Source organism: Auraticoccus monumenti, from assembly GCF_900101785.1.
Classification (GTDB): Bacteria; Actinomycetota; Actinomycetes; order Propionibacteriales; family Propionibacteriaceae; genus Auraticoccus; species Auraticoccus monumenti.
Genome location: NZ_LT629688.1, coordinates 777909 through 797602, shown reverse-complemented (window position 1 = coordinate 797602; position 19694 = coordinate 777909). Strand labels below are relative to the sequence as shown.

The following is a 19694-nucleotide window of genomic DNA, read 5'->3' as shown; positions in this document are numbered from 1 at the left end:
GGGGGTGGGTCAGTCGAAGTAGGTGCTCACGTCCAGGGCACCGCCGGCGGCGGCGAAGTCCTCGGCGGCCTGGCGGCGCAGCTCGTCGTCGCACAACCAGTCCAGGGCCACGTTGGCCAGCGCGCCGGTGGCGTCGACCAGCACGGCGTCAGCCGCCGGGGTGACCGCGGCGGCGGCGAACTCGCGGGTGTGCAGGGAGATGTCGTCCTCGCTGATCCCGACCATGGCGTGCAGCCCCGGGACACGGTAGGAGACGTTGCCGAAGTCCGTGGAGCCGGCGAAGGTGCTGGGCAGGACGTCCGGCGGCAGCACGGTGTGGCCGCGCTCGCCGTAGCGGCGGTTCCAGCTCAGCGCCAGCGGCTGGTTGGTGCGCAGCGGCAGGTACGGCGGGGACTCGTCCCAGGCCAGCTCGACCGTGCAGCCGGCCATCAGCGCGGCACCGCGGCCGATGTCGTCCATCCGCTCGCTGAGGATGCGCAGGGTCTCGGGGTACTGGCTGCGCACGTAGAACAGCATCTCGGCCCGCTCGGGGATGACGTTGGGGCGCTCGCCGCCGTCGGTGACCACCCCGTGCACCCGGTCGGTCGGGGGCATCTGCTGGCGGTGCAGGCCGACGCCGGTGTACATCAGGTTCACCGCGTCCAACGCGTTGCGGCCCATGAACGGCTGCGCGGAGGCGTGGGAGGTGATGCCGGTGAAGGTGGCCCGCAGCTGGCGGCGTCCCAGGAACACCGAGTCGGCGAGGTCGTGGGTGAACGGGTGCAGCATGATCGCCGCGTCGACGTCGTCGAAGGCGCCGTCGCGGGCCATCAGCTCCTTGCCCGAGCCGCCCTCCTCCGCCGGCGTGCCCATCCAGACCACCCGACCGGGGAGCCGCTCGCCCAGCGCGGCCAGCGCCAGGAAGGCGCCCAGCCCGGTGGTGGCGATGATGTTGTGGCCGCAGCCGTGACCGATCCCCGGCAGGGCGTCGTACTCGGACAGGATGGCGATGGTCGGCCCGTCCGCCCGTCCCACCTCGGCGCGCAGCGCCGTCTCCAGGCCGTGGGCGCCGCGCTGCACCGTGATGCCGTGCTGCTCCGCCGCCTCGGCCAGGACGGCTGCGGACCGGTGCTCCTCGAAGGCCACCTCGGGGTGCTCGGCCAGGTCGTGGGAGAGCCGCACCAGCTCCTCGGCCAGCCCGCCGGTGGCGCCGGCCACCGCCTCGCGGAGCTCCTCCGGGGCGCCGGTGGCGGTCGACGAGGTGGCCTGGACCCTGCTGGCCCGGGCCTCGGTCTCCGTGCGCAGCTGGCGCAGCAGGAACGGGTCGACCGGGGTGGGTGCGTCGCTCATCGCGCTCCTGGGAGTCGGTGCCGCCGTGGTCCTCGAACGTACAGCACGCCGTGCCCGCTGGGGAGGGCCCGCTCTCAGACCAGGTCGGCGGCGGCCCGGGCGATGCGCCCCTGGTAGACGGCGAACCAGTCGCCGCCGGCGCGGTGCTCGCTGGCCAGCGACCAGGCGTTCCACAGGGCCACGTAGACCGTCATCCGGTGCTCGAGCGCCGCGGTGGGGAAGGCGCCGTAGCCGTCGAGCAGGGCGGCGAAGTGCTCCGGGGTCATCATCGAGGCCCGGGCCAGGTCCCACCACGGGTCGCCGACCGCCGCCGCGCCCCAGTCGATGACGCCGGTGAGCCGGTCGCCCACGGAGAAGACGTGGTCGGCCTTGAGGTCGCCGTGCAGCAGCACGCCCGGCTCGGCCCAGCGGCCCGCTGCCAGCCTGCGCGCCGCGGCGTCGACCACCCGCGCGGTCGCGGCGTCCAGCAGACCGGCCTCGACGACGACGTCCAGCTCGGCCCGCACCGCCTCCAGCTGGTGCGGCCAGGTGTCGTGCTCGCCCCGGGCGGCGTCGCCGGTGGCGCCGTCGGGGAGCACCAGCGGTCCGGCGCCACCCCTGGGGGTGGCGTGCAGGGCACGCAGCTGGCGGCCGGCCTCCTGCACGGCCCGGGCCGACGGCGGCTGCTCACCGGGCAGCCACTCGATCACCAGCAGCGGCGTCCCGAGGAGGGCGCCGCCCGGGTCGCCCACCAGGAGGTCCGGCACCAGCACCCCGGAGGACCGCGCCTGGGGCAGCGTCCAGACCTCGGCGGCGATCTCGGCCGCCGGACCCGTCTTCACCACCACCCTCCCGCCGTCGGCGAGCTCGACCAGGAAGTCCTGGTTGGTGACGGAGCCGGCCAGGCGGCGGGCGGACGGGGTGGGCACCCCGAGCGCGGCCGCCACCACGCGGCAGGCGTCGTCGGGCGTGATCGGGTGGGGGTCCATCCGAGCAGCCTGTCGGCTCAGGGGTCGACCTGCCCACGGTTTAACGCGCGGGTCCGACGAGCGGTGGCCCGGGGAGGACGACCACGCCACCCCGGTCGATCAGAGATCTCGAGCAGGCGACGTGCTGGGTGCCGAGTCACGATCCGCCGTGTGTCGGTGGAGATCGGCTCACGAGAGGGTCACTCGGGCGGGGCGGCTGATGGGCCCGGCGGCAGGGTCCGAGACGGATGATGGGTGGATGACTCGTCCTGTCCTGACCACCTCGCGCATCCGGCTCGAGCCCATGACCAGCGGGCACCTGCCCCTGCTGGTGGAGCTGGACGCCGACGCCGAGGTGCTGCAGCACATCCTGGGCCGAGCGCGGTCCGTGGAAGAGGCGCGCGCCTACTGGGCGCCGGTCTGTGCTGACCGCGACGCCGACGCGGTCGGTCTTGGCTGGTGGGTGGGACGGAGCGTCGGCGACGACGCCTTCCTCGGCTGGTGGGACCTCTCACCAGCCCGGCCCGTGCCCGCCGCACCGGCGAGCGCGGAGGCGGGCTGGAGGCTCGCGCGTCGACACTGGCGCCAGGGCTACGCCGCCGAGGGAGCCTGGGCTCTCCTCGAGCACGGGTTCGCCACGGTGGCTCTGCAGGAGGTCTGGGCGGAGACGATGGCGGTGAACGAACCGAGTCGTCGGGTGATGACCAGGCTGGGCATGAGCCACCGGCGCACCGAGCACCGAGAAGGGAACGAGCCGCTGCTAGCGGCAGACCGCGGCCCAGTGGTCTACAGCATCACGCGTGAGGACTGGTTGACCGACAGAGCCGCTCCGCCACCGACGAAACCCTGACTCCTTACCGCTGCACGATCCTCGTCCGAGGTGGCCAGTCGGATCCTGTGAGGTGCACACGGTGCCGTGCGCAGGCAGGAACGCCTCGACCCCGGCCGGTCTTCGGGGGGGACGTCCCTGCCCACGCCGCACGCCGACCCGCATCGCCGTCCGCGTGCTCGCACGACAGTTCTTCGGCGACGGGACGAGGCGGAGGACGTGCCTCGTCGCCTCCCCCGGTACCGGGCACCCGGAGCGGGTGCCCGGTCGTGCGGTCAGCCCTGGCCTACTTCCCCGGCCAGAAACCGGTGATGCGCTGGAAGCCCTTGGCCCCGGCCCGGTCCACCGCGGCCTTGACCGCGGCGAAGATCATGCCCTGCAGCGCGGCGGCCAGGATGACGTGGCCGAAGGAGTACTCCGACTGCAGGGCGCCCGGTGCGTCCTCCTCGTCGGCGACGCGCTTCCAGATCTGCTTGAACACGATGCCCGACAGCGCTCCGGCGGCCAGGCCGCTGGCCAGGCCGATCGGGCGGTAGGCGATGGTCGCGAGCTTTCCCACGGGGACATCCTCTCTCTGGTGCCGGGCGGCGGCCCGGTGGCGTGAGCCGGTCGTCACGGGGTCGGCGAGCCGCCGTTGACGTGCAGCGTCTCACCCACGACGTAGCTGGACTCACCCGAGGCCAGGAAGACGAAGGCCGGAGCCAGCTCGGCCGGCTGACCCGGACGTCCCAGCGGGGTCGAGTCGCCGAACTCGTCCAGCTCCTCCGGCGGCTGACCGCCGGCGGCCTGCAGCGGGGTCCACACCGGGCCGGGGGCGACCACGTTCACCCTGATACCCCGGGGCGCGAGCTGCTGGGCCAGGCCCTTGCAGAAGTTGTTGATGGCGGCCTTGGTGGCGGCGTAGTCCAGCAGGTTCGGCGACGGCTGGTAGGCCTGGATCGAGGAGGTGGCGATGATCGTCGAGCCGGGGGGCATCTCGGCCGCTGCGGCCCTGGACAGCCAGATCGTGGCGAAGACGTTGGTGCGGAACGTCTCCTCGATCTGCTCGTCGGTGAGGTCGGCGATCTCCTCCACGTGCTGCTGCTTGCCGGCGTTGGCCACCAGGATGTCGATGCCACCCAGCTCGCTGACCGTGGTGTCCACCAGGCTCTGGCAGAACGCGGCGTCGGTGATGTCACCGGGCGCGGTCACCGCGGTGCGGCCGGCGTCGCGGATCAGCCCGGCGATGCGCTGGGCGTCGCTCTCCTCCTCCGGCAGGTAGGACAGCACCACGTCCGCGCCCTCGCGGGCGAAGGCGATCGCGGTGGCCCCGCCGATGCCGGAGTCGGCCCCGGTGATCAGGGCGCGGCGACCGGTCAGGCGTCCCGAGCCGCGGTAGCTCTTCTCACCCAGGTCGGCGTGCTGCTCCAGCTTGCTGTCCAGCCCCGGCCCGTCCTGGGACTGCTCGGAGGTGTCGATACCGGCGTAGCGCTTGGTCGGGTCGTCGAAGGCGTACTGGTCGTCAATCATGCGGGGCTCCTCGTCAGCAGGGGGTTCCTCCGACGTCTACCCGCAGGACGTCTGGGCACACGCGCCCGCTCAAGCTAGCTCTGCGGCCAATCGAACCATCGCCTCAGACGCAGGCCTCGGCGATACCGTTCGCGAAACTCCGCCGCCAGCGCAATCATCGACAATCCGGGCGCTGGCGGCGGAGCCGCAGGTCGCGTCTGTCACAACTCGTTGAGCCAAGCCCCGCGATCATTGGACAAGCTGATGAAGGGCTGTGTGAGCACCACGTGCTGACCGGAGTCGCCGGTGGCGTCGAAGCACACCTCACCTGAGACCTCGCCACCCGGGGCAAGCTCGCCGGACTCCAGCTGGTCGTCCCGAATAGTGAAGGCGGACATGACGATGTTGCCTTGAGGATTCTGCAGCTGCCAGTCGAAACTATTGTAGGAGAGCTGCTCATCGGAGTCGTTCACGTAGTCCACAACGGTGCACAAGTACTCGGAACCAGTGTCGTCACTCTCCTCCTCAAGAGGCGCAGAAGTGACCGTCGCGCCCGCCACGTTGACGGGCTGGCCCGCCTCGACGACGACGTCATCTGCCGTCTGTCCCGGGAACTGTTCAGCCTCATCGGCTGGGGCGGACTCCGTCTCGCTGGACTGGTCACTGGCCTCCTCACTTGCTCCCTCGGTCGGCTCGTCGCTGGGCGCCTCCGGAGTGACCTCGGACGTCCCCGAGTCCTCGACTGTCTCGTTGACCGCATCAAGGAATGCTGCGCTGATGGCGGTGACGATGATGGCGACCACGACGGCGAGAGCCGAGAGGATCAGACCTGCAATCGACGCCCCCCGGTTGTTCGCCAGACCCTTCTTGATGCGGGAGAGGCCCAGGATTGCGAGGATGACACCGAGGAGACCCATCGGAATCGACGCGATACCGAGGCCAGGAATGAAACTGCCGATGAGCGCGAGGATGCCGAGCACAAGCGCGGCCGTCCCAAGGCCGTTCTTGGCTGCAGTTGCAGGTCCGGGCGGGCCCTGGTACGGGGCCTGGGGGCCTGTAGGTTCGTTGGGGGACTGAGAAGCCATGAGAAAGATCCTTCGACAGCCGACAGTTATAGGTCTGTCAGTCGGACGAAATCTTGGCACGAGTTCGAGGTCCTGATGGACACGACTGCGTAACGCTCAGGTCTCAGTTGCACAACGCCCTTGTTAGCTATCAGGGTCCGGTTTCAAGATCCACAGGGCGACAGCCGTCTACCCCGTAGTTCCCAGCAGCCAGGCGATGCCCTGGGCCAGCAGCTGCTGGTGGCCGGGGGAGTCGTAGGAGCGCGCGTCGTGGCCCAGCCCGTCGTAGAGGACGCGGCCGGCGCCCTGCTCGCGGACCCAGATCATCGGGTGCCGCTCACCGGCGTGGGTGTGGTCGCCCAGCACGGTGATGTCGTCCTCGGTGTGCAGCCAGCTGTAGCGCTCGTCGCTGACCTCGATGTCGGACAGCCCGGTGGTCACCGGGTGGGCGTCGGTGTGGACGTCGATGGTGCAGTCCGAGTGCTCCGGGTGCATCGTCCTGCCCCGCACCCAGTGCCCGCCGATCGCCCGGGACCAGCCCCCGAAGGACCCCAGCGCGGTGGTGCTCGAGTGCACCGCCAGCAGCGCCCCGCCTCGGTCCAGGTGGGCGTGCAGGGACGACACCGCGGCCTCCACCACCGGCATCGTCGGGCGCTCGGGCAGCTGCTCGGCGGGGACGTCGGGGTCCGGGCCGTCCGGGTCGCCGACGTTGAGCACCAGCAGGTCGACCTCGGGCAGCCCCACCAGCGCGTCCTCGACGTCCTCGCGGACCTCGACGTCGACACCGGCCGCGGCCACCGCCCCGCGCAGCCGCTCGGAGGTCTCGGGGAAGGGGTGCCAGGGGTCGGCCCAACGACCGGACCCGCTGACGACGATGGCTGAGGGCACGTTCACTCCTGGTGGTGGTCGGTCGGGGGTGGTGCGGTGGACTCCCGCACGACCAGCTCGTGGTCGATGCGACGCCGGCGCGGGCTCGCGCCGGGAGGGGCGAGCACGAGGTCGAGGGCCTCGCGGCCCATGTCGGCCAGCGGGAAGCGGGTGGTGGTCAGGCTGGGTGAGAGTTGGGCGGCCACGGCGACGTCGTCGAACCCCACCACCGACACCTGCCCCGGGACGTCCACGCCCCGGCGGCGCAGCGAGTCCAGCACGCCGATGGCCATCGCGTCGTTGAGGGCCAGCACGGCGGTGGTGGCCGGCCAGCGCTCCAGCGCGGTGAGCGCCGCCGCGGCGGCCCCGTCGCGGGTGAAGTCGGTCTCCAGCACCTGCAGGTCGACGTCGCCGCGGGCGTCCAGCACCGAGCGGATCCCGCTCAGGCGGTCCTCGACGGTGGTCAGCCAGGACGGACCGGACAGCACCACCACCCGGCGGTGGCCGAGGTCGTGCAGGTGCCGGGCGAGAGCGGCCCCGGCGCCGGTGTTGTCCGGGCCCAGCGCGTCGCTGTCGAGGTGGCGCCGTCCGATCACCACCACCCGCCCGCCGCGCACGGTGTAGCCCTCCAGGGTGGCCCGGACACCGGCCTCGACCTCGGGGTCGGTGTGGCCCGAGCCGGCCAGCACGATGGCCCGCACGCCGTGGGCCACGAGCGTGCGCACCTGCTTGAGCTCGCGGCCGGGGTCGCGACCGGCGTGGCAGACCTGGACCAGCAGGTCGTGCTCCTCCGCCGCCTCCACCAGGCCGCCGGCGATCTCGGTGAAGTACGGGTCGCCGATCTCGTGGACCACCAGCCCGACCACGCTGCTGGTCCCACCGGCCAGCGACCGGGCGTGCTCGTTGGCCACGTAGCCCATCGAGCGCGCGGTCTCGCGGACCCGCTCGGCCAGCTGGGTGCTGACCCCCGCCTTGCCGCTGAGTGCCCGTGAGACGGTGGCTGCCGACACCCCGAGGGCCCGGGCGACGTCGTCCAGCCGGGTCGTGGGGGCGGGCTCCATCAGGCTGACCTCCGGGGACGGGGTGCGAATCGTCTCTGTCCGGGGTGGTTGCCACGCCCAGCCCTCTCTGCCTACCATAACGCAAGCGCTTGCGGACAGCGCTTGAGCAAAGGAGCGAAGCATGGCCGAACGCACCATCAGGATCGTCATGAACGGCATCACGGGACGGATGGGCTACCGCCAGCACCTGCTGCGCTCCATCCTGGCCATCCGCGACGACGGCGGGATCGTGCTCCCCGACGGCGACCGGATCCTGGTCGAGCCGGTGATCGTGGGCCGCAACGCCGACAAGGTGAGCCGCATCGCCGCCGACCACGGCATCGCCGAGTGGACCACCGACCTCGACGCCGCCCTGGCCGACGAGACCGCGAGCGTCTACTTCGACTCCCAGATGACCTCGGGGCGCAAGGAGGCCCTGCTCAAGGCGATGGCGAGGGGCAAGCACGTCTTCACCGAGAAGCCGATCGCGGAGTCCGTCGCCGACGGCATCGAGCTGGTCGAGGCCGCCGAGGCCGCCGGGATCACCTCCGGCGTGGTGCACGACAAGCTGTACCTGCCCGGTCTGCTCAAGCTGAAGCGGCTGATCGACGCCGGCTTCTTCGGCCGCATCCTCTCGGTGCGCGGCGAGTTCGGCTACTGGGTCTTCGAGGGCGACATCATCCCGGCCCAGCGACCCAGCTGGAACTACCGCGCCGAGGACGGCGGCGGCATGGTGCTGGACATGTTCTGCCACTGGAACTACGTGATGGAGAACCTGTTCGGCCGGGTCGAGGCGGTCACCGCCAAGGCCGTCACCCACATCCCCGAGCGCTGGGACGAGCAGGGCCAGAAGTACACCGCCACCGCCGACGACGCCGCCTACGGCATCTTCGAGCTCGAGGGCGGGATCATCGCCCAGGTCAACTCCTCCTGGGCCGTCCGCGTCGACCGCGGCGAGCTGGTGGAGTTCCAGGTGGACGGCACCCACGGCTCGGCCGTCGCCGGGCTGTTCGGCTGCAAGGTCCAGCACCGGGTGCAGACCCCCAAGCCGGTCTGGAACCCCGACCTGCCCACCGACCAGGACTTCCCCAGCCAGTGGGACCAGATCCCGGACAACACCGAGTTCACCAACGGCTTCCGGGCCCAGTGGGAGCAGTTCCTGACCGACATCGACGCCGGCCGCAAGCACCCCTACGACCTGGCCGCCGGCGTCCGTGGGCTGCAGCTGGTCGACGCCGGGCTGCAGTCCTCCGGCGAGGGCCGTCGGGTCGAGATCGAGCAGTTCGGGGGCCGGGCGTGAGCAGCATCCGCCTCCCCGCCGCCGACGGGACCTGGCGCGCGGTCGAGCTGGCCGAGCCGCGGGCCTGGGCCCCGCACCCGACGCCGCACACCAGCCGGATCGCCTTCGCCGCGGCCCACGTCATCACCGACCCCTACGCCGACAACGTCCCCGGTGCGGCGGCCGGGGTCGACTGGGAGGCCACGCTGGCCTTCCGCCGGCACCTCTTCTCCCACGGCCTGGGGGTCGCGGAGGCGATGGACACCGCGCAGCGCAACATGGGTCTGGACTGGCCGGCTGCCGCGGAGCTGATCACCCGCAGCGCCGCCCAGGCCCGCGAGCACGGCGCCCGGATCGCCTCCGGCGCCGGCACCGACCACCTGGCCACGGGCGTCGTGGTGCCGCTGGAGCAGGTCACCCAGGCCTACCTGGAGCAGGTCGCCCACGTCGAGGCCGCCGGCTCGCAGGTCATCGTGATGGCCTCCCGCCACCTGGCCGCCGCCGCCCGGAGCGCCGAGGACTACCTCGGGGTCTACGCCACCATCCTCGGCCAGGTCGCCGAGCCGGTGGTGCTGCACTGGCTGGGGGAGGTCTTCGACCCGAACCTGGCCGGCTACTGGGGCAGCGACGACGTCACCGTGGCCACCGAGACCTTCCTCGGCCTGGTCCGCGAGCACGCCGACAAGGTCGACGGGGTCAAGGTGTCGCTGCTGTCGGCCGAGCACGAGCTCGGGCTCCGGGCGGCGCTCCCCGAGGGCGTCCGGCTCTACACCGGCGACGACTTCAACTACCCCGAGCTGATCGAGGGTGACGGCACCCACCACTCCGACGCCCTGCTCGGGGCCTTCGCCGCCATCGCCCCGGCGGCCTCGGCGGCGCTGACCGCGCTGGAGACGGGGGACGTCGAGACCTACCGGGCCGAGATGGAGCCGACCCTGGAGCTGTCGCGGACGGTCTTCGAGGCGCCGACCTTCCACTACAAGACCGGCATCGCCTTCATCTCCTGGCTCTCCGGCCTGCAGGAGGGCTTCGCGATGGTCGGCGGTCTGCAGTCGGCGCGCTCGCCGATCCACCTGGCGCGCGTCTTCGAGCTGGCCAACCACGCCCGCCTGCTCCCCGACCCCGACCTGGCCGCCCGGCGGATGCAGCTGGTCCTCGACCTGGCCGGTCTCCGCCCGTGACCGCCTCCGCCCAGCTTCCCTTCCCGGCCCCTCTTCCTGGGCCCTCCCTCCCGGCTCCGTTTCTCCCACTTCGCCCCCTTTCCGGGCACTCTGCCCCGCCTGTAGGCGGGGCGACGTGGGTGCAGGCGGGGCAACGTGGGTTCCGGCTGGCCGGGGAGGTTCGCGGTGAGTGAGGTGGACCGGACGGGTGGGCCGGGTGCGGTGGACGTCCCCAGCGGGCAGCCCGCCCGGGTGGCGACCCCCGGACCCGGTGACCCGCGGCTGGGCCGGCTGTCGCTGAACCAGCGCACCACCGCGGGCTGGTCGCTGCGCGAGGCGATCGACGGCTGCCTGGCCGCGGGGCTGCCGAGCATCGGGCTGTGGCGCGAGCCGGTGGCCGAGGTCGGCCTGGACACGGCGGTGCGCTGGGTCCAGGAGTCCGGGCTGCGGGTGTCCTCGGTCTGCCGGGGCGGCTTCTTCACCGTCTCCGACCCCGACGCGGTCGAGCGTGCCCACGCGGAGAACGTCCGGGCGCTGGAGGAGACCGCCGCCCTGGGCGCGGCCACCCTCGTGCTGGTCCCCGGCGGGCTGCCCGAGGGCGACCGGGACCTGCTCGCCGCGCGCGAGCGGGCCGCCGCCGCGATCGAGCGGCTGGTGCCGGAGGCGGAGAGCCGCGGCGTGGTCCTCGGCATCGAGCCGATGAACCCGATCTACGCCGCCGACCGCGGGGTGCTCTCCACCCTGGCCCAGGCGCTGGACATCGCCGAGCGGTTCACCCCGCAGCAGGTCGGCGTGGTGGTCGACACCTTCCACCTGTGGTGGGAGCCCGGTGTCCGCGAGCAGGTGCTGCGGGCCGGCGAGCGCATCGTCAGCTACCAGGTCTGCGACTGGATCACCCCGCTGCCGGCCGACACCCTGCTGGCGCGGGGGATGATGGGCGACGGTCACGTCGACTTCGCCTCCTTCAGCCGCTGGGTGGCCGAGGCCGGCTACACCGGCGACGTCGAGGTGGAGATCTTCAACGCCGACGTCTGGGCCGCCCCGGGCGCCGACGTGGTGGCCACCCTGGCCCGCCGCTACGTCGAGCTGGTCGAGCCGCACCTGCACGTCTGACTCGGGACTGTCCCTGATCGCAGGATCTCGAGCACGAGCGGCGTCGCTCCTGCACCGATGACGGTGCGGGACCGACGCCGCTGACGTGGCGTCGCACCAGACCGCCGCGAGGTCAGGAGCCGGCCGGGGGCAGCAGACCGGTCAGGGCGTTCCAGCGGGCGATCTCGCAGCCGTCGGTGAGGGAGAAGCGGCTGTCGACCGGATCCCCGCGCCAGGTGCCGGTGAGGGTGGCCGTCATCGGTCCGCCGAACTGCTGGCTGCACATCCGGTCGCCCGGCACCGGGGCCAGCGCCTCGGGGTGACCCTCCAGCGCGGCGCAGGCGGCCTCCGGGTCGGGGTGGTCCCCACCGGGCGGGTCGCAGCGCAGCTGCCAGGTCACCACCTCACCCGAGCCGTCGTCCAGCTCGACGACCAGCTCGTCCGGGCCCGCCGTGCGGTCGGGGGAGGGGGAGACCGTCGGTGGGGTGGGGAGGGGCTTGGGGCTGCTGGCCGGACCGGGTGCCGAGGGGGAGGCGCCGGGAGCGCCCGGTGCGCAGGCCGCGAGGAGGAGCACCACCAGCAAGCCGCTGCGCCACGCCCGTCCGACCACGTGCCCTCCTCCGGTCCGCCGCGGGTGCTCACCCGACCCCCCGCGCCGCTGTCAGAGCCGGGAGTTATGTTGCACCCTAACCGCGACCCGGAGAGGGTCCGGCCGTCCACCCCCCCTCGCACCCTCTCTGGAGAACCCGTGCCCCTTCGCTCCCCCCGGCGACGGCTGCTGGCCCTCGTGGCCACCAGCTGCGCCCTCACCACCGTCGTCGCCCTCTCCCCGGCCCAGGCCGCGCCCCCGCTCGCCCCCGCCGACGCCGTCACCACCTCACCGGGTCGCTACGTCGTGACCCTGGCCAGCGACCCGCTGGCCACCTACGACGGCGACGTCCGCGGACTGGAGCGGACCCGTTCCCGTGAGGGCCGCCGCGTCGACACCACCAGCAGCGCGGCGCGCGAGTACCGCCAGCACCTCCGCGAGGAGCAGGACGAGGCGGCGGCCGCCGTCGACGCCGAGCCGACCCGCCGCTACGACGTGAGCCTGAACGGCTTCGCCGCCACGCTCTCGGCCGACCAGGCCCGCGAGCTGGCCCGCACGCCCGGCGTGGTCTCGGTCACCAAGGACACCCTGCACAAGGCGACCGACGACAAGAACTCCGTCGACTACCTGGGCCTCTCGGGTCAGGGCGGGGTCTGGCAGCAGCTGGGCGGCACCGCCGCCGCCGGCCGGGGCGTCGTCGTCGGCGTGCTGGACACCGGCATCTGGCCGGAGAACCCCTCCTTCGCCGGCCAGGCGCTCAGCACCACGAAGCCCCCGGCCAGCGACCGGTACCGGCCATACCGCGCCGGGAAGAACATCACCGTGAACAAGTCCGACGGGAGCACCTTCAGCGGCACCTGCCAGACCGGCGAGCAGTTCACCGCCGACCTCTGCAACACCAAGCTGGTCGGCGCCCGCTACTTCGGCGAGGGCTGGCAGGCGTCCGTCCCCGCGGCCAACCGCCGCGACTACATCTCCCCGCGCGACGGCGGCGGCCACGGCTCGCACACCGCCTCCACCGCCGCCGGCAACGCCGGCGTCCCCGCCACCGTCGAGGGCAACGACTACGGCACGATCTCCGGCGTCGCGCCGGGCGCGACCATCGCCAGCTACAAGGTGCTGTGGGAGGGCGACTCCGCCCAGACCACCGGCGGCTGGACCTCCGACATCGTGGCCGGCATCGACGCCGCCGTCACCGACGGCGTGGACGTGATCAACTACTCCATCGGCTCCAGCTCGGAGTCGGCGGTGGACGAGCCGATCAGCCTGGCCTTCCTCTCCGCCGCCTCGGCCGGCATCTTCGTCTCCGCCTCGGCCGGCAACAGCGGCCCGGGCGCCTCGACGCTGGACAACACCGCCCCCTGGGTCACCACCGTGGCCGCCAGCACCATCGCCCCCTACGAGGGCACCGTGGTGCTCGGGGACGGGCGCTCCTTCGCCGGCATCAGCACCACCGTCGGCGAGTCCGTCGGTCCGGCACCGCTGGTCACCGCCGCCTCCGTGCGCACCGCCGGTGCCGCCGAGGCCGACGCGGCCCTCTGCGCCCCCGGCACGCTCGACCCCGCCGACGTCGCCGGCACCATCGTGGTCTGCGACCGCGGCGTCTACGACCGGGTGGCCAAGTCCGCCGAGGTGGAGCGCGCGGGTGGTGTCGGCATGGTGCTGGTCAACCTCTCGGCGCTCAGCCTGGACGGCGACCTGCACACCGTTCCCACCGTGCACCTGAACCCGCCGGCCGCCACCGACGTCCGGACCTACGCCGGGACCGCCGGCGCGACCGCGACGCTGGAGCCGGGCAACCTCACCAGCACCGAGCTGGTCTACCCACAGATCGCCGGGTTCTCCTCCCGCGGACCGTCCACGGTCACCGGTGGTGACCTGGTCAAGCCCGACCTGGCCGCTCCCGGCGTCAGCATCCTGGCCGCCGTGGCCCCGCCGTCGAACTCCGGGCGCGACTTCGACTTCTACTCCGGCACCTCGATGGCCGCCCCGCACGTGGCCGGGGCCGCCGCGCTCTTCCTCGGTGCCGGCGTGCACCCGGACTGGAGCCCGATGGACATCAAGTCCGCGCTGATGACCACCGCGGAGGACACCCTGAACGCCGACGGGACGCCGAACACGGACCCGTTCGCCCAGGGCGCCGGTGAGCTCACCCCGACGGCGATGTTCTCCCCGGGGCTGGTCTACCCCTCCTCCGACGAGGACTGGCTCGGCTTCCTCGAGGGCAACGGCATCGACACCGGCACCGGGGTCGAGGCCATCGACCCCAGCGACTACAACACCCCGTCGATCGCCGTCGGGTCGCTGCTGAAGACCCAGACCGTGACCCGGACGGTGACGGCCGTCGAGCCCGGGATCTACCGCGCCCAGGCCTCCGTCCCCGGCACCTCGGTCAAGGTGACGCCGTCGATCCTCAACTTCGACAGCGCCGGGCAGACCAAGACCTTCAAGGTCACCATCACCAACCAGTCGGTCGACTTCGACACCGCCGCCACGGGCTTCCTCACCTGGCGCGGTGCCGGCAACACCGTCCGCAGCCCGATCGCGGTCACCCCGCGGGCGCTGATCGCCCCCGACGCGGTCGCCGGCTCCGGGCGGGTCGGCAAGGTGACCTTCGACGTCCAGCCGGGTGTCGACGGCGCCTTCCCGATCAAGGGCTTCGGGCTGGCCCAGGGCACGGCCAGCACGGCCACCCTGGCTGCCGGCGCGGAGAGCCAGTTCGAGACCACCGTCGCCGACGGGGCCAAGGTGGCGCAGTTCACCACCCGCACCAGCGCCGCGGGGGCCGACCTCGACCTGTACGTGTACCGGGTGCAGGGCACCTCGGCGACCCTGGTGGCGCAGTCGGCCAGCGCCGCCGCCGACGAGACGGTGGTGCTCACCGCCCCCGCTCCCGGCCGCTACATCAGCCAGGTGGTCAACTTCGGCAACGCCCCCGGCACCACGTCGACCCGCTTCGACCACCGCGGCACCGTGGTGACCGCGTCCTCGGCGGACGGCCGGCTCCGGGTCACGCCGGTCTCGCCCAGGGCGACCGTCGGCGAGCCGATCACGGTGACGGCCGCCTGGTCCCGGGTGGACGAGCGCAGCCCCTACCTGGGCTTCGTGGAGTACCTGGACGGCTCGGGGACCGTCGTCTCGGTGAACTGAGCCGAGAGCCCGGACGACCGGGACCAGCTCGACGCAGCACGGCGTCGCGACCCGCCCGGGTCGCGGCGCCGTCGCGCGTCCCGGCCCGGCCACCGCAGGACTGACCAAGCTTGTCAGACTCTTGCCGTGTGGCTCCTCTTCTGTGAAACTTCTGGTCATGGCGCAGAGGTCGGCACCGGAGCGGGGGGTCCTCGGCGACCTCCGGCGGATGGCGCCCGAGCTCCCCACCTCCGTGCGGAGCATCGCCGAGCAGCTGCTCGCCGACCCGGTGGCCGGCGTCTCCGGCACCATCCACGACCTCGCCGCAGCCAGCGGCAGCTCCCCGTCCGCGGTGTCCCGGCTGTGCCGGCGGCTCGGCGTCGACGGCTACCCGGGGCTGCGGATCGCGGTCCTGGCCGACGCCCCGCGCTCCGGCGCCTCCGCGTGGGAGCTCGACGTCTCGCGCACCATCAGCCCCGAGGACTCCCTGGAGGACGTCGCCCGGGTGCTGGGGGCGGCGCAGGCCCGCGCCGTCCAGGACACCCTGGCGGGGCTGGACCTGGCCGCCGTGCGCGCCGCCGCCGACCGGATCGTCGCCGCCAGACGGGTGCACGTCTTCGGGGTCAGCGGCAGCTCGGTGATGGGCACCGAGCTGCAGATCCGGCTGCACCGCATCGGCATCCCGGTCTGGTCCCACGCCGACGTGCACGAGGGTCTGACGGCGGCGGCGCTGCTCGGTCCGGGCGACGTCGCCCTGGCCATCTCCGCCACCGGCACGACGGTGGAGACCCTGGAGGTGGTGCGGTGCGCGGCGGCGCACGGCGCCACCACCGTGGCCGTGACGGGTGTCCGCACCTCACCCCTGGCCGATCTGGCCGACCACGTGCTGCTGACCGTCACCGAGGAGACCACCTTCCGGGCCGGCCCGCTGGCCGCACGCTTCTCCGAGCTGACGGTGATCGAGCTGGTCTACCTCGCGGTGGCCCAGCAGACCGCCGAACGCACCACCGAGCTGCTCGAGGCCACCGCCGAGGCGGTGCACGGGCACACCGGGCGCACGTCACCCAGGACGACGCGGCCGCGCACCACCCCCACCCCCTGAACGGGCCCGCAGGACGGGCCGAGGAGGACGCATGACCACAGAGGTGTCACGCAAGGGCTTCTTCGCGATCGGGGGTGTGCTCGGCGGCGTCCTCGCTGCCTCGGGCGCCCTCGGGGTCGGACGTGCCGCCGCCGAGCCGCGCGCGGGGTCCGCCCCCGGCACGGGTGGGCCGCTGCTGGACGGGTCCCGGTTCCCGATCGGCGTGTTCTGGCCGCCCCCGCCGACGGAGACGACGGTCCAGCGCTACCAGGAGATGGTGGACGCCGGCTTCACCTACCTGCACACCGGCAACTACGGCTGGGCCGACACCCAGATCGTCAGCTGGTCGCTGCGCACCGCGGAGGAGGTGGGTCTGAAGGTGCTGGTGGACGACCCCGACATCCGCTGGCTCACGCGCTCGGTCTCGATCTCCGACGACGGCGGCGACTTCACCATCACCAGGCGCGAGGCCGAGGCGAAGCTGCGCGAGGTGATCGCCCGCTACTCGCCGGGCCGGACCTGGGAGCTCGACGACGGTCGGCTGCTGATCACCGGCGGCACCGGCGAGGGCTCCATCGGCACCAGCGTCGACGGTGCCGACTGGACCGACTACACCTTCTCCTTCACCACCAGCCCCCGCGAGACCGGCCTGGGGGGTTACGCCCAGTCCGGGTGGGCCTTCAGGGTCCAGGACGAGCGCAACGCCTACGTGTGGCTGCTGAGCAACCAGCAGGGCCCGGGCAACCTGGTGAAGGCGGTGTTCGTGGGTGGCGCCCCACGGGTCACGGTGGTGCCGCTGGACTTCGCGGTGGAGGAGGGGATCAGCTACCAGGTCCGCACCGTGCTGGAGGGTGACACCATCACCACCTCGGTCAACGGCCAGGTGGTGGACACCACCACCGACAGCACCTTCGCCGCGGGTCCGGTGGGTTTCCGCGAGGCCGGCACGGAGTCCGCCTTCTTCGACGACGTCCGGGTGGAGTCGGCGTCGGGGCGGGCCCTGCTGACCGACGACTTCTCCGGGGACCTGTCGAGGTGGGACCCTCCGCGCGGCGGCGGCTTCGAGAGCTTCGCGGGTATCCACCTCTACGACGAGCCGACGGTGCCCAAGCTGGCCGACCTCGGGGTGCTGGCCGACATCATCCGCTCGATCGACCCCGACGTGCTGCCCTACATCAACCACCTCCCCGGCTTCGACTACGTGGCGGCGATGGAGCAGACCACGCCGGAGCTGTTGTCTTTCGACCGCTACCCGATCCTGTCCGCCGGTGAGGACGTGGGCTACTTCGCGAACTGGGCGGCCGTCCGGGAGGCGGCCCTGCCCACTGGCACCCCCACCTGGGCCTTCGTCCAGTCCGTCGGCTACACCGCCCACGCCGTCCCGACGAGGGCCGACCTGCTGTGGCAGATCAACATCAGCCTGGCCTACGGCTGCAAGGGCATCCAGTACTTCACCTACTGGACGCCCGACCCGGCCCGGGGGGAGAACTTCCGCGACGGCCTCGTGCTCACCGACGGCACCCTCACCCCGCTCTACGACGACGCCCGCGAGGTCAACACCGGGTGGCTGGCGCCGGTGGGCCTGGAGGTGCTCGGGCTGACGTCCACGGCCGTGCAGGCGGCCAACCTGGCCCAGGTGCCGGACGGCCTGACCGCCTTCGAGCCCGACGGCGAGATCGCCGGCACCACCGGGGACGCCGTGGTGCTCGGTCGCTTCACCGGACCCGAGGACCGCGGCTACGTGCTGGTGACCAACTACTCGCGGACCGAGGACGCCCAGCTCACCGCGACCTGGGGTCCGGAGGTCGGGTCGGTGTCGTCCTTCGACCCGTCGAGCGGGCGCTACCGCAGCCGCGGCCGGGGCCGTTTCCGGCTGACCCTGGACCCGGGTGCCGCCGAGCTGCTCCGGCTGGACCCGCGGTGAGGGCGGCGTCGGCGACCGCGACGTGGTGGTTAGGGTCGCAGACATGAGCCTCGATGCCCCCACGTTCGTCGCGACCGCCACCGCCACCCTCCAGCAGGTGGCCGAGAGCCAGCTGGAGGGGGTGCGGGCGGCGGCCGCGCTGCTCCGCACCTGCATGGACGCCGAGGGCGTCGTCCAGGCCTTCGGCACCGGGCACTCCGAGGCCTTCGCCATGGAGGTCGCCGGGAGGGCCGGCGGTCTGGTCCCCACCAACCGGATCTCCCTGCGGGACCCGGTGGTGCTGGGCGTGGCCCCGGTGGACTACCTGTCCGACCCGCTGCTGGAGCGCAACCCGGCCACCGCGCACCGGCTCTACGAGCTGATCCCCGCGGTCCAGCCGCAGGACGTCTTCATGATCGCCTCCAACTCCGGGGCCAACGGCAGCGTGGTCGAGTTCGCGCGGCTGGTGAAGGAGAAGGGTCACCCCCTGGTGGTGGTGACCTCGATGCAGCACACCACCCAGGTGCCCTCGCGCCACCCCAGCGGCCAGAAGCTGTACGAGCTCGGGGACGTGGTGCTGGACAACGGCGCCCCGTTCGGGGACGCGGTGCTGCCGCTGCCCGGCGGCGGGGCGGCCTGCGGGATCTCCTCGCTGACCGCGGCGCTGCTGGCCCAGATGGTGGTGGCCGAGCTCCTCGGCGGGATGGTCGCCGACGGGCTCACCCCCCCGGTCTACCTCTCCGCCAACATCCCCGCAGGCGACGAGCACAACGGCGCGCTGGAGGCCCGTTACGAGGGTCGGATCCGGCGGGTGCCGTGACCGACGTGCGCGACGGCGGTCGGCGGAGGCGGGTCTGAGGTGAGCCTGGTGCTGGGGCTGGACGCCGGTGGCACCAGCACGCGCTGCCTGGTGACCGACGAGCGCGGTGTTGTGCACGGGCGCGGTCGGGCCGGTGGCGGGAACCCGATCGCCCGGCCCCCGGCAGAGGCGCTGGAGCAGTTCAGGCTGGCCGTCTCCGCGGCCGTGTCCGACGTGGACCCCAGCCAGGTCGAGGTGGCGCTGCTCGGGGTCGCCGGTACCGGTGACCGCCCGGAGATGCCGGACGTTCTCGGCGCCGTGCTCCGCTCCTGCGGGGTGGGGTGCCCGGTGCTGGTGCGCGGCGATGCCGAGGTCGCCTTCGCCGCCGGGACGCCGGAGCCGGACGGCACCGTGCTGATCGCCGGCACCGGGGCGGTCTCGGCCCAGGTCGTGGGAGGGCGCGAGGGCCGGACCCACGACGGCTGGGGCTGGCTGCTCGGCGACGACGGCTCCGGCTTCTGGATCGGGCGCGAGGCGGTCCGCGTCGCGCTGCGCTCCTTCGACACCGGCGAGCCGGGACCGCTGGCCGCGCGGGTCCTGGAGCTGCTCACCGGTGGCGCGGTGGGTCGGAGCGAGCTCGTCCTGCGGGTGCACGCCGACCCGCCGGTGGCCCTGGCCGCGCTGGCCCCGCTGGTGCTCGAGGCGGCGGTCGAGGGCGACCCCGAGGCGGTGGACGTGGTGGAGCGGGCGGCCGACCGGCTGCTCGCGGCGGTCGACGCCGTGCGGCCGCCGGGGGAGAGCACCCCGGTGGTGCTGGCCGGCGGCATCGCCAGCAGCGTCGTGGTCGGGGAACCCCTGGTGGCCCGGCTCGGCGAGCGCTGGCCCGCGGCCCCGCTGCGCGTGGTGGTCAGCGCCGAGGCGGGCGCCGCCTGGCTGGCCGCCCGGCTCCGCTGGCCCGACGTCGGCGAGGACGTCCACCGCCGCCTCTGCCAGCCCCGCGTCGTGGCCTGACCCCGCCCGCTCCCCGCCAGCCCGGTCTCCGCCGTGACTGCGCACCCCCACCTCCCCTTCTCCCTCCCGGCCCCTCCCTCGCACGTT

General features: G+C 73.1%; 17 protein-coding genes. 9 read left to right on the top strand and 8 right to left on the bottom strand.

Going from position 1 to position 19694, the window contains the following annotated elements; all coding sequences use genetic code 11:
• Window positions 1–9 precede the first annotated feature (9 nt).
• Both BLT52_RS03590 and BLT52_RS03585 read right to left on the bottom strand, forming a co-directional pair.
• On the bottom strand, window positions 10–1329 hold the full coding sequence (locus tag BLT52_RS03590) for a M20 family metallopeptidase (RefSeq protein ID WP_090590718.1): 1320 nt from the start codon (window positions 1327–1329) through the stop codon (window positions 10–12).
• A 74-nt stretch (window positions 1330–1403) separates the two neighbouring features.
• A complete protein-coding gene (locus BLT52_RS03585; protein ID WP_090590716.1) occupies window positions 1404–2297 on the bottom strand; it encodes a phosphotransferase family protein in 894 nt (297 codons plus the stop codon).
• A 238-nt stretch (window positions 2298–2535) separates the two neighbouring features.
• Between BLT52_RS03585 and BLT52_RS03580 the strand changes: the two genes are divergently transcribed.
• The gene (locus BLT52_RS03580) at window positions 2536–3126 is read left to right on the top strand and encodes a GNAT family N-acetyltransferase (protein ID WP_157676956.1); all 591 of its coding nucleotides are present in this window, start codon (window positions 2536–2538) and stop codon (window positions 3124–3126) included.
• Window positions 3127–3391: 265 nt separating this feature from the next.
• Here the strand turns inward: BLT52_RS03580 and BLT52_RS03575 are convergent, their stop codons facing one another.
• The 5 genes from BLT52_RS03575 to BLT52_RS03555 all read right to left on the bottom strand — a co-directional run bounded on the left by BLT52_RS03575 (window position 3392) and on the right by BLT52_RS03555 (window position 7585).
• A complete protein-coding gene (locus tag BLT52_RS03575; protein ID WP_090590711.1) occupies window positions 3392–3664 on the bottom strand; it encodes a DUF4235 domain-containing protein in 273 nt (90 codons plus the stop codon).
• Between the two features lie 53 nt (window positions 3665–3717).
• Window positions 3718–4614: an SDR family oxidoreductase gene (locus BLT52_RS03570; protein WP_090590710.1), complete on the bottom strand. Its 897-nt coding sequence runs from the start codon at window positions 4612–4614 to the stop codon at window positions 3718–3720.
• A gap of 200 nt (window positions 4615–4814) precedes the next feature.
• On the bottom strand, window positions 4815–5678 hold the full coding sequence (locus tag BLT52_RS03565; RefSeq protein ID WP_090590707.1) for a DUF4190 domain-containing protein: 864 nt from the start codon (window positions 5676–5678) through the stop codon (window positions 4815–4817).
• Window positions 5679–5846: 168 nt separating this feature from the next.
• The gene (locus BLT52_RS03560) at window positions 5847–6545 is read right to left on the bottom strand and encodes a ThuA domain-containing protein (RefSeq protein WP_157676955.1); all 699 of its coding nucleotides are present in this window, start codon (window positions 6543–6545) and stop codon (window positions 5847–5849) included.
• A 2-nt stretch (window positions 6546–6547) separates the two neighbouring features.
• Complete coding sequence (locus tag BLT52_RS03555) at window positions 6548–7585, bottom strand: LacI family DNA-binding transcriptional regulator (RefSeq protein ID WP_090590703.1); 1038 nt, start codon at window positions 7583–7585, stop codon at window positions 6548–6550.
• Between the two features lie 121 nt (window positions 7586–7706).
• Here BLT52_RS03555 and BLT52_RS03550 point away from each other — a divergent pair, with 121 nt between their 5' ends.
• The 3 genes from BLT52_RS03550 (at window position 7707) to BLT52_RS03540 (ending at window position 11116) form a co-directional block, all read left to right on the top strand.
• Window positions 7707–8864, top strand: a complete 1158-nt coding sequence (locus tag BLT52_RS03550) for a Gfo/Idh/MocA family protein (RefSeq protein WP_172803982.1) — start codon at window positions 7707–7709, stop codon at window positions 8862–8864.
• The gene (locus tag BLT52_RS03545) at window positions 8861–10024 is read left to right on the top strand and encodes a dihydrodipicolinate synthase family protein (RefSeq protein WP_090590699.1); all 1164 of its coding nucleotides are present in this window, start codon (window positions 8861–8863) and stop codon (window positions 10022–10024) included. The genes BLT52_RS03550 and BLT52_RS03545 overlap by 4 nt, the downstream gene beginning before the upstream one ends.
• Before the next feature lie 165 nt (window positions 10025–10189).
• Window positions 10190–11116, top strand: a complete 927-nt coding sequence (locus tag BLT52_RS03540) for a sugar phosphate isomerase/epimerase family protein (RefSeq protein WP_231946488.1) — start codon at window positions 10190–10192, stop codon at window positions 11114–11116.
• A 112-nt stretch (window positions 11117–11228) separates the two neighbouring features.
• Here the strand turns inward: BLT52_RS03540 and BLT52_RS03535 are convergent, their stop codons facing one another.
• Window positions 11229–11705, bottom strand: coding sequence for an SSI family serine proteinase inhibitor (locus BLT52_RS03535; RefSeq protein WP_197679177.1), 477 nt, complete (start codon window positions 11703–11705; stop codon window positions 11229–11231).
• A 138-nt stretch (window positions 11706–11843) separates the two neighbouring features.
• On the opposite strand from BLT52_RS03535, the gene BLT52_RS03530 reads away from it, so the two are divergent.
• The 5 genes from BLT52_RS03530 to BLT52_RS03510 all read left to right on the top strand — a co-directional run bounded on the left by BLT52_RS03530 (window position 11844) and on the right by BLT52_RS03510 (window position 19607).
• Window positions 11844–14834, top strand: coding sequence for a S8 family peptidase (locus BLT52_RS03530; RefSeq protein ID WP_197679176.1), 2991 nt, complete (start codon window positions 11844–11846; stop codon window positions 14832–14834).
• Window positions 14835–14991: 157 nt separating this feature from the next.
• Entirely contained in the window at window positions 14992–15915 is a 924-nt protein-coding gene (locus BLT52_RS03525) for a MurR/RpiR family transcriptional regulator (protein ID WP_090590696.1), read from the top strand.
• 31 nt (window positions 15916–15946) lie between these two features.
• Window positions 15947–17818 carry a hypothetical protein gene (locus BLT52_RS03520; RefSeq protein ID WP_090590693.1) on the top strand — a complete coding sequence of 624 codons (1872 nt, stop codon included), beginning with the start codon at window positions 15947–15949 and terminating at the stop codon, window positions 17816–17818.
• A 43-nt stretch (window positions 17819–17861) separates the two neighbouring features.
• Complete coding sequence (locus tag BLT52_RS03515; protein ID WP_090596252.1) at window positions 17862–18617, top strand: sugar isomerase domain-containing protein; 756 nt, start codon at window positions 17862–17864, stop codon at window positions 18615–18617.
• Between the two features lie 39 nt (window positions 18618–18656).
• A complete protein-coding gene (locus tag BLT52_RS03510; RefSeq protein WP_090590691.1) occupies window positions 18657–19607 on the top strand; it encodes an N-acetylglucosamine kinase in 951 nt (316 codons plus the stop codon).
• Window positions 19608–19694 lie beyond the last annotated feature (87 nt).

Bases quoted from the DNA above. Each gene is read 5' to 3' on its own strand.
- BLT52_RS03550 (WP_172803982.1), top strand. From the start codon at position 7,707: ATGGCCGAACGCACCATCAGGATCGTCATGAACGGCATCACGGGACGG.
- BLT52_RS03565 (WP_090590707.1), bottom strand. From the start codon at position 5,678: ATGGCTTCTCAGTCCCCCAACGAACCTACAGGCCCCCAGGCCCCGTAC.
- BLT52_RS03520 (WP_090590693.1), top strand. From the start codon at position 15,947: ATGACCACAGAGGTGTCACGCAAGGGCTTCTTCGCGATCGGGGGTGTG.
- BLT52_RS03590 (WP_090590718.1), bottom strand. From the start codon at position 1,329: ATGAGCGACGCACCCACCCCGGTCGACCCGTTCCTGCTGCGCCAGCTG.
- BLT52_RS03580 (WP_157676956.1), top strand. From the start codon at position 2,536: ATGACTCGTCCTGTCCTGACCACCTCGCGCATCCGGCTCGAGCCCATG.
- BLT52_RS03585 (WP_090590716.1), bottom strand. From the start codon at position 2,297: ATGGACCCCCACCCGATCACGCCCGACGACGCCTGCCGCGTGGTGGCG.
- BLT52_RS03570 (WP_090590710.1), bottom strand. From the start codon at position 4,614: ATGATTGACGACCAGTACGCCTTCGACGACCCGACCAAGCGCTACGCC.
- BLT52_RS03515 (WP_090596252.1), top strand. From the start codon at position 17,862: ATGAGCCTCGATGCCCCCACGTTCGTCGCGACCGCCACCGCCACCCTC.
- BLT52_RS03555 (WP_090590703.1), bottom strand. From the start codon at position 7,585: ATGGAGCCCGCCCCCACGACCCGGCTGGACGACGTCGCCCGGGCCCTC.
- BLT52_RS03525 (WP_090590696.1), top strand. From the start codon at position 14,992: ATGGCGCAGAGGTCGGCACCGGAGCGGGGGGTCCTCGGCGACCTCCGG.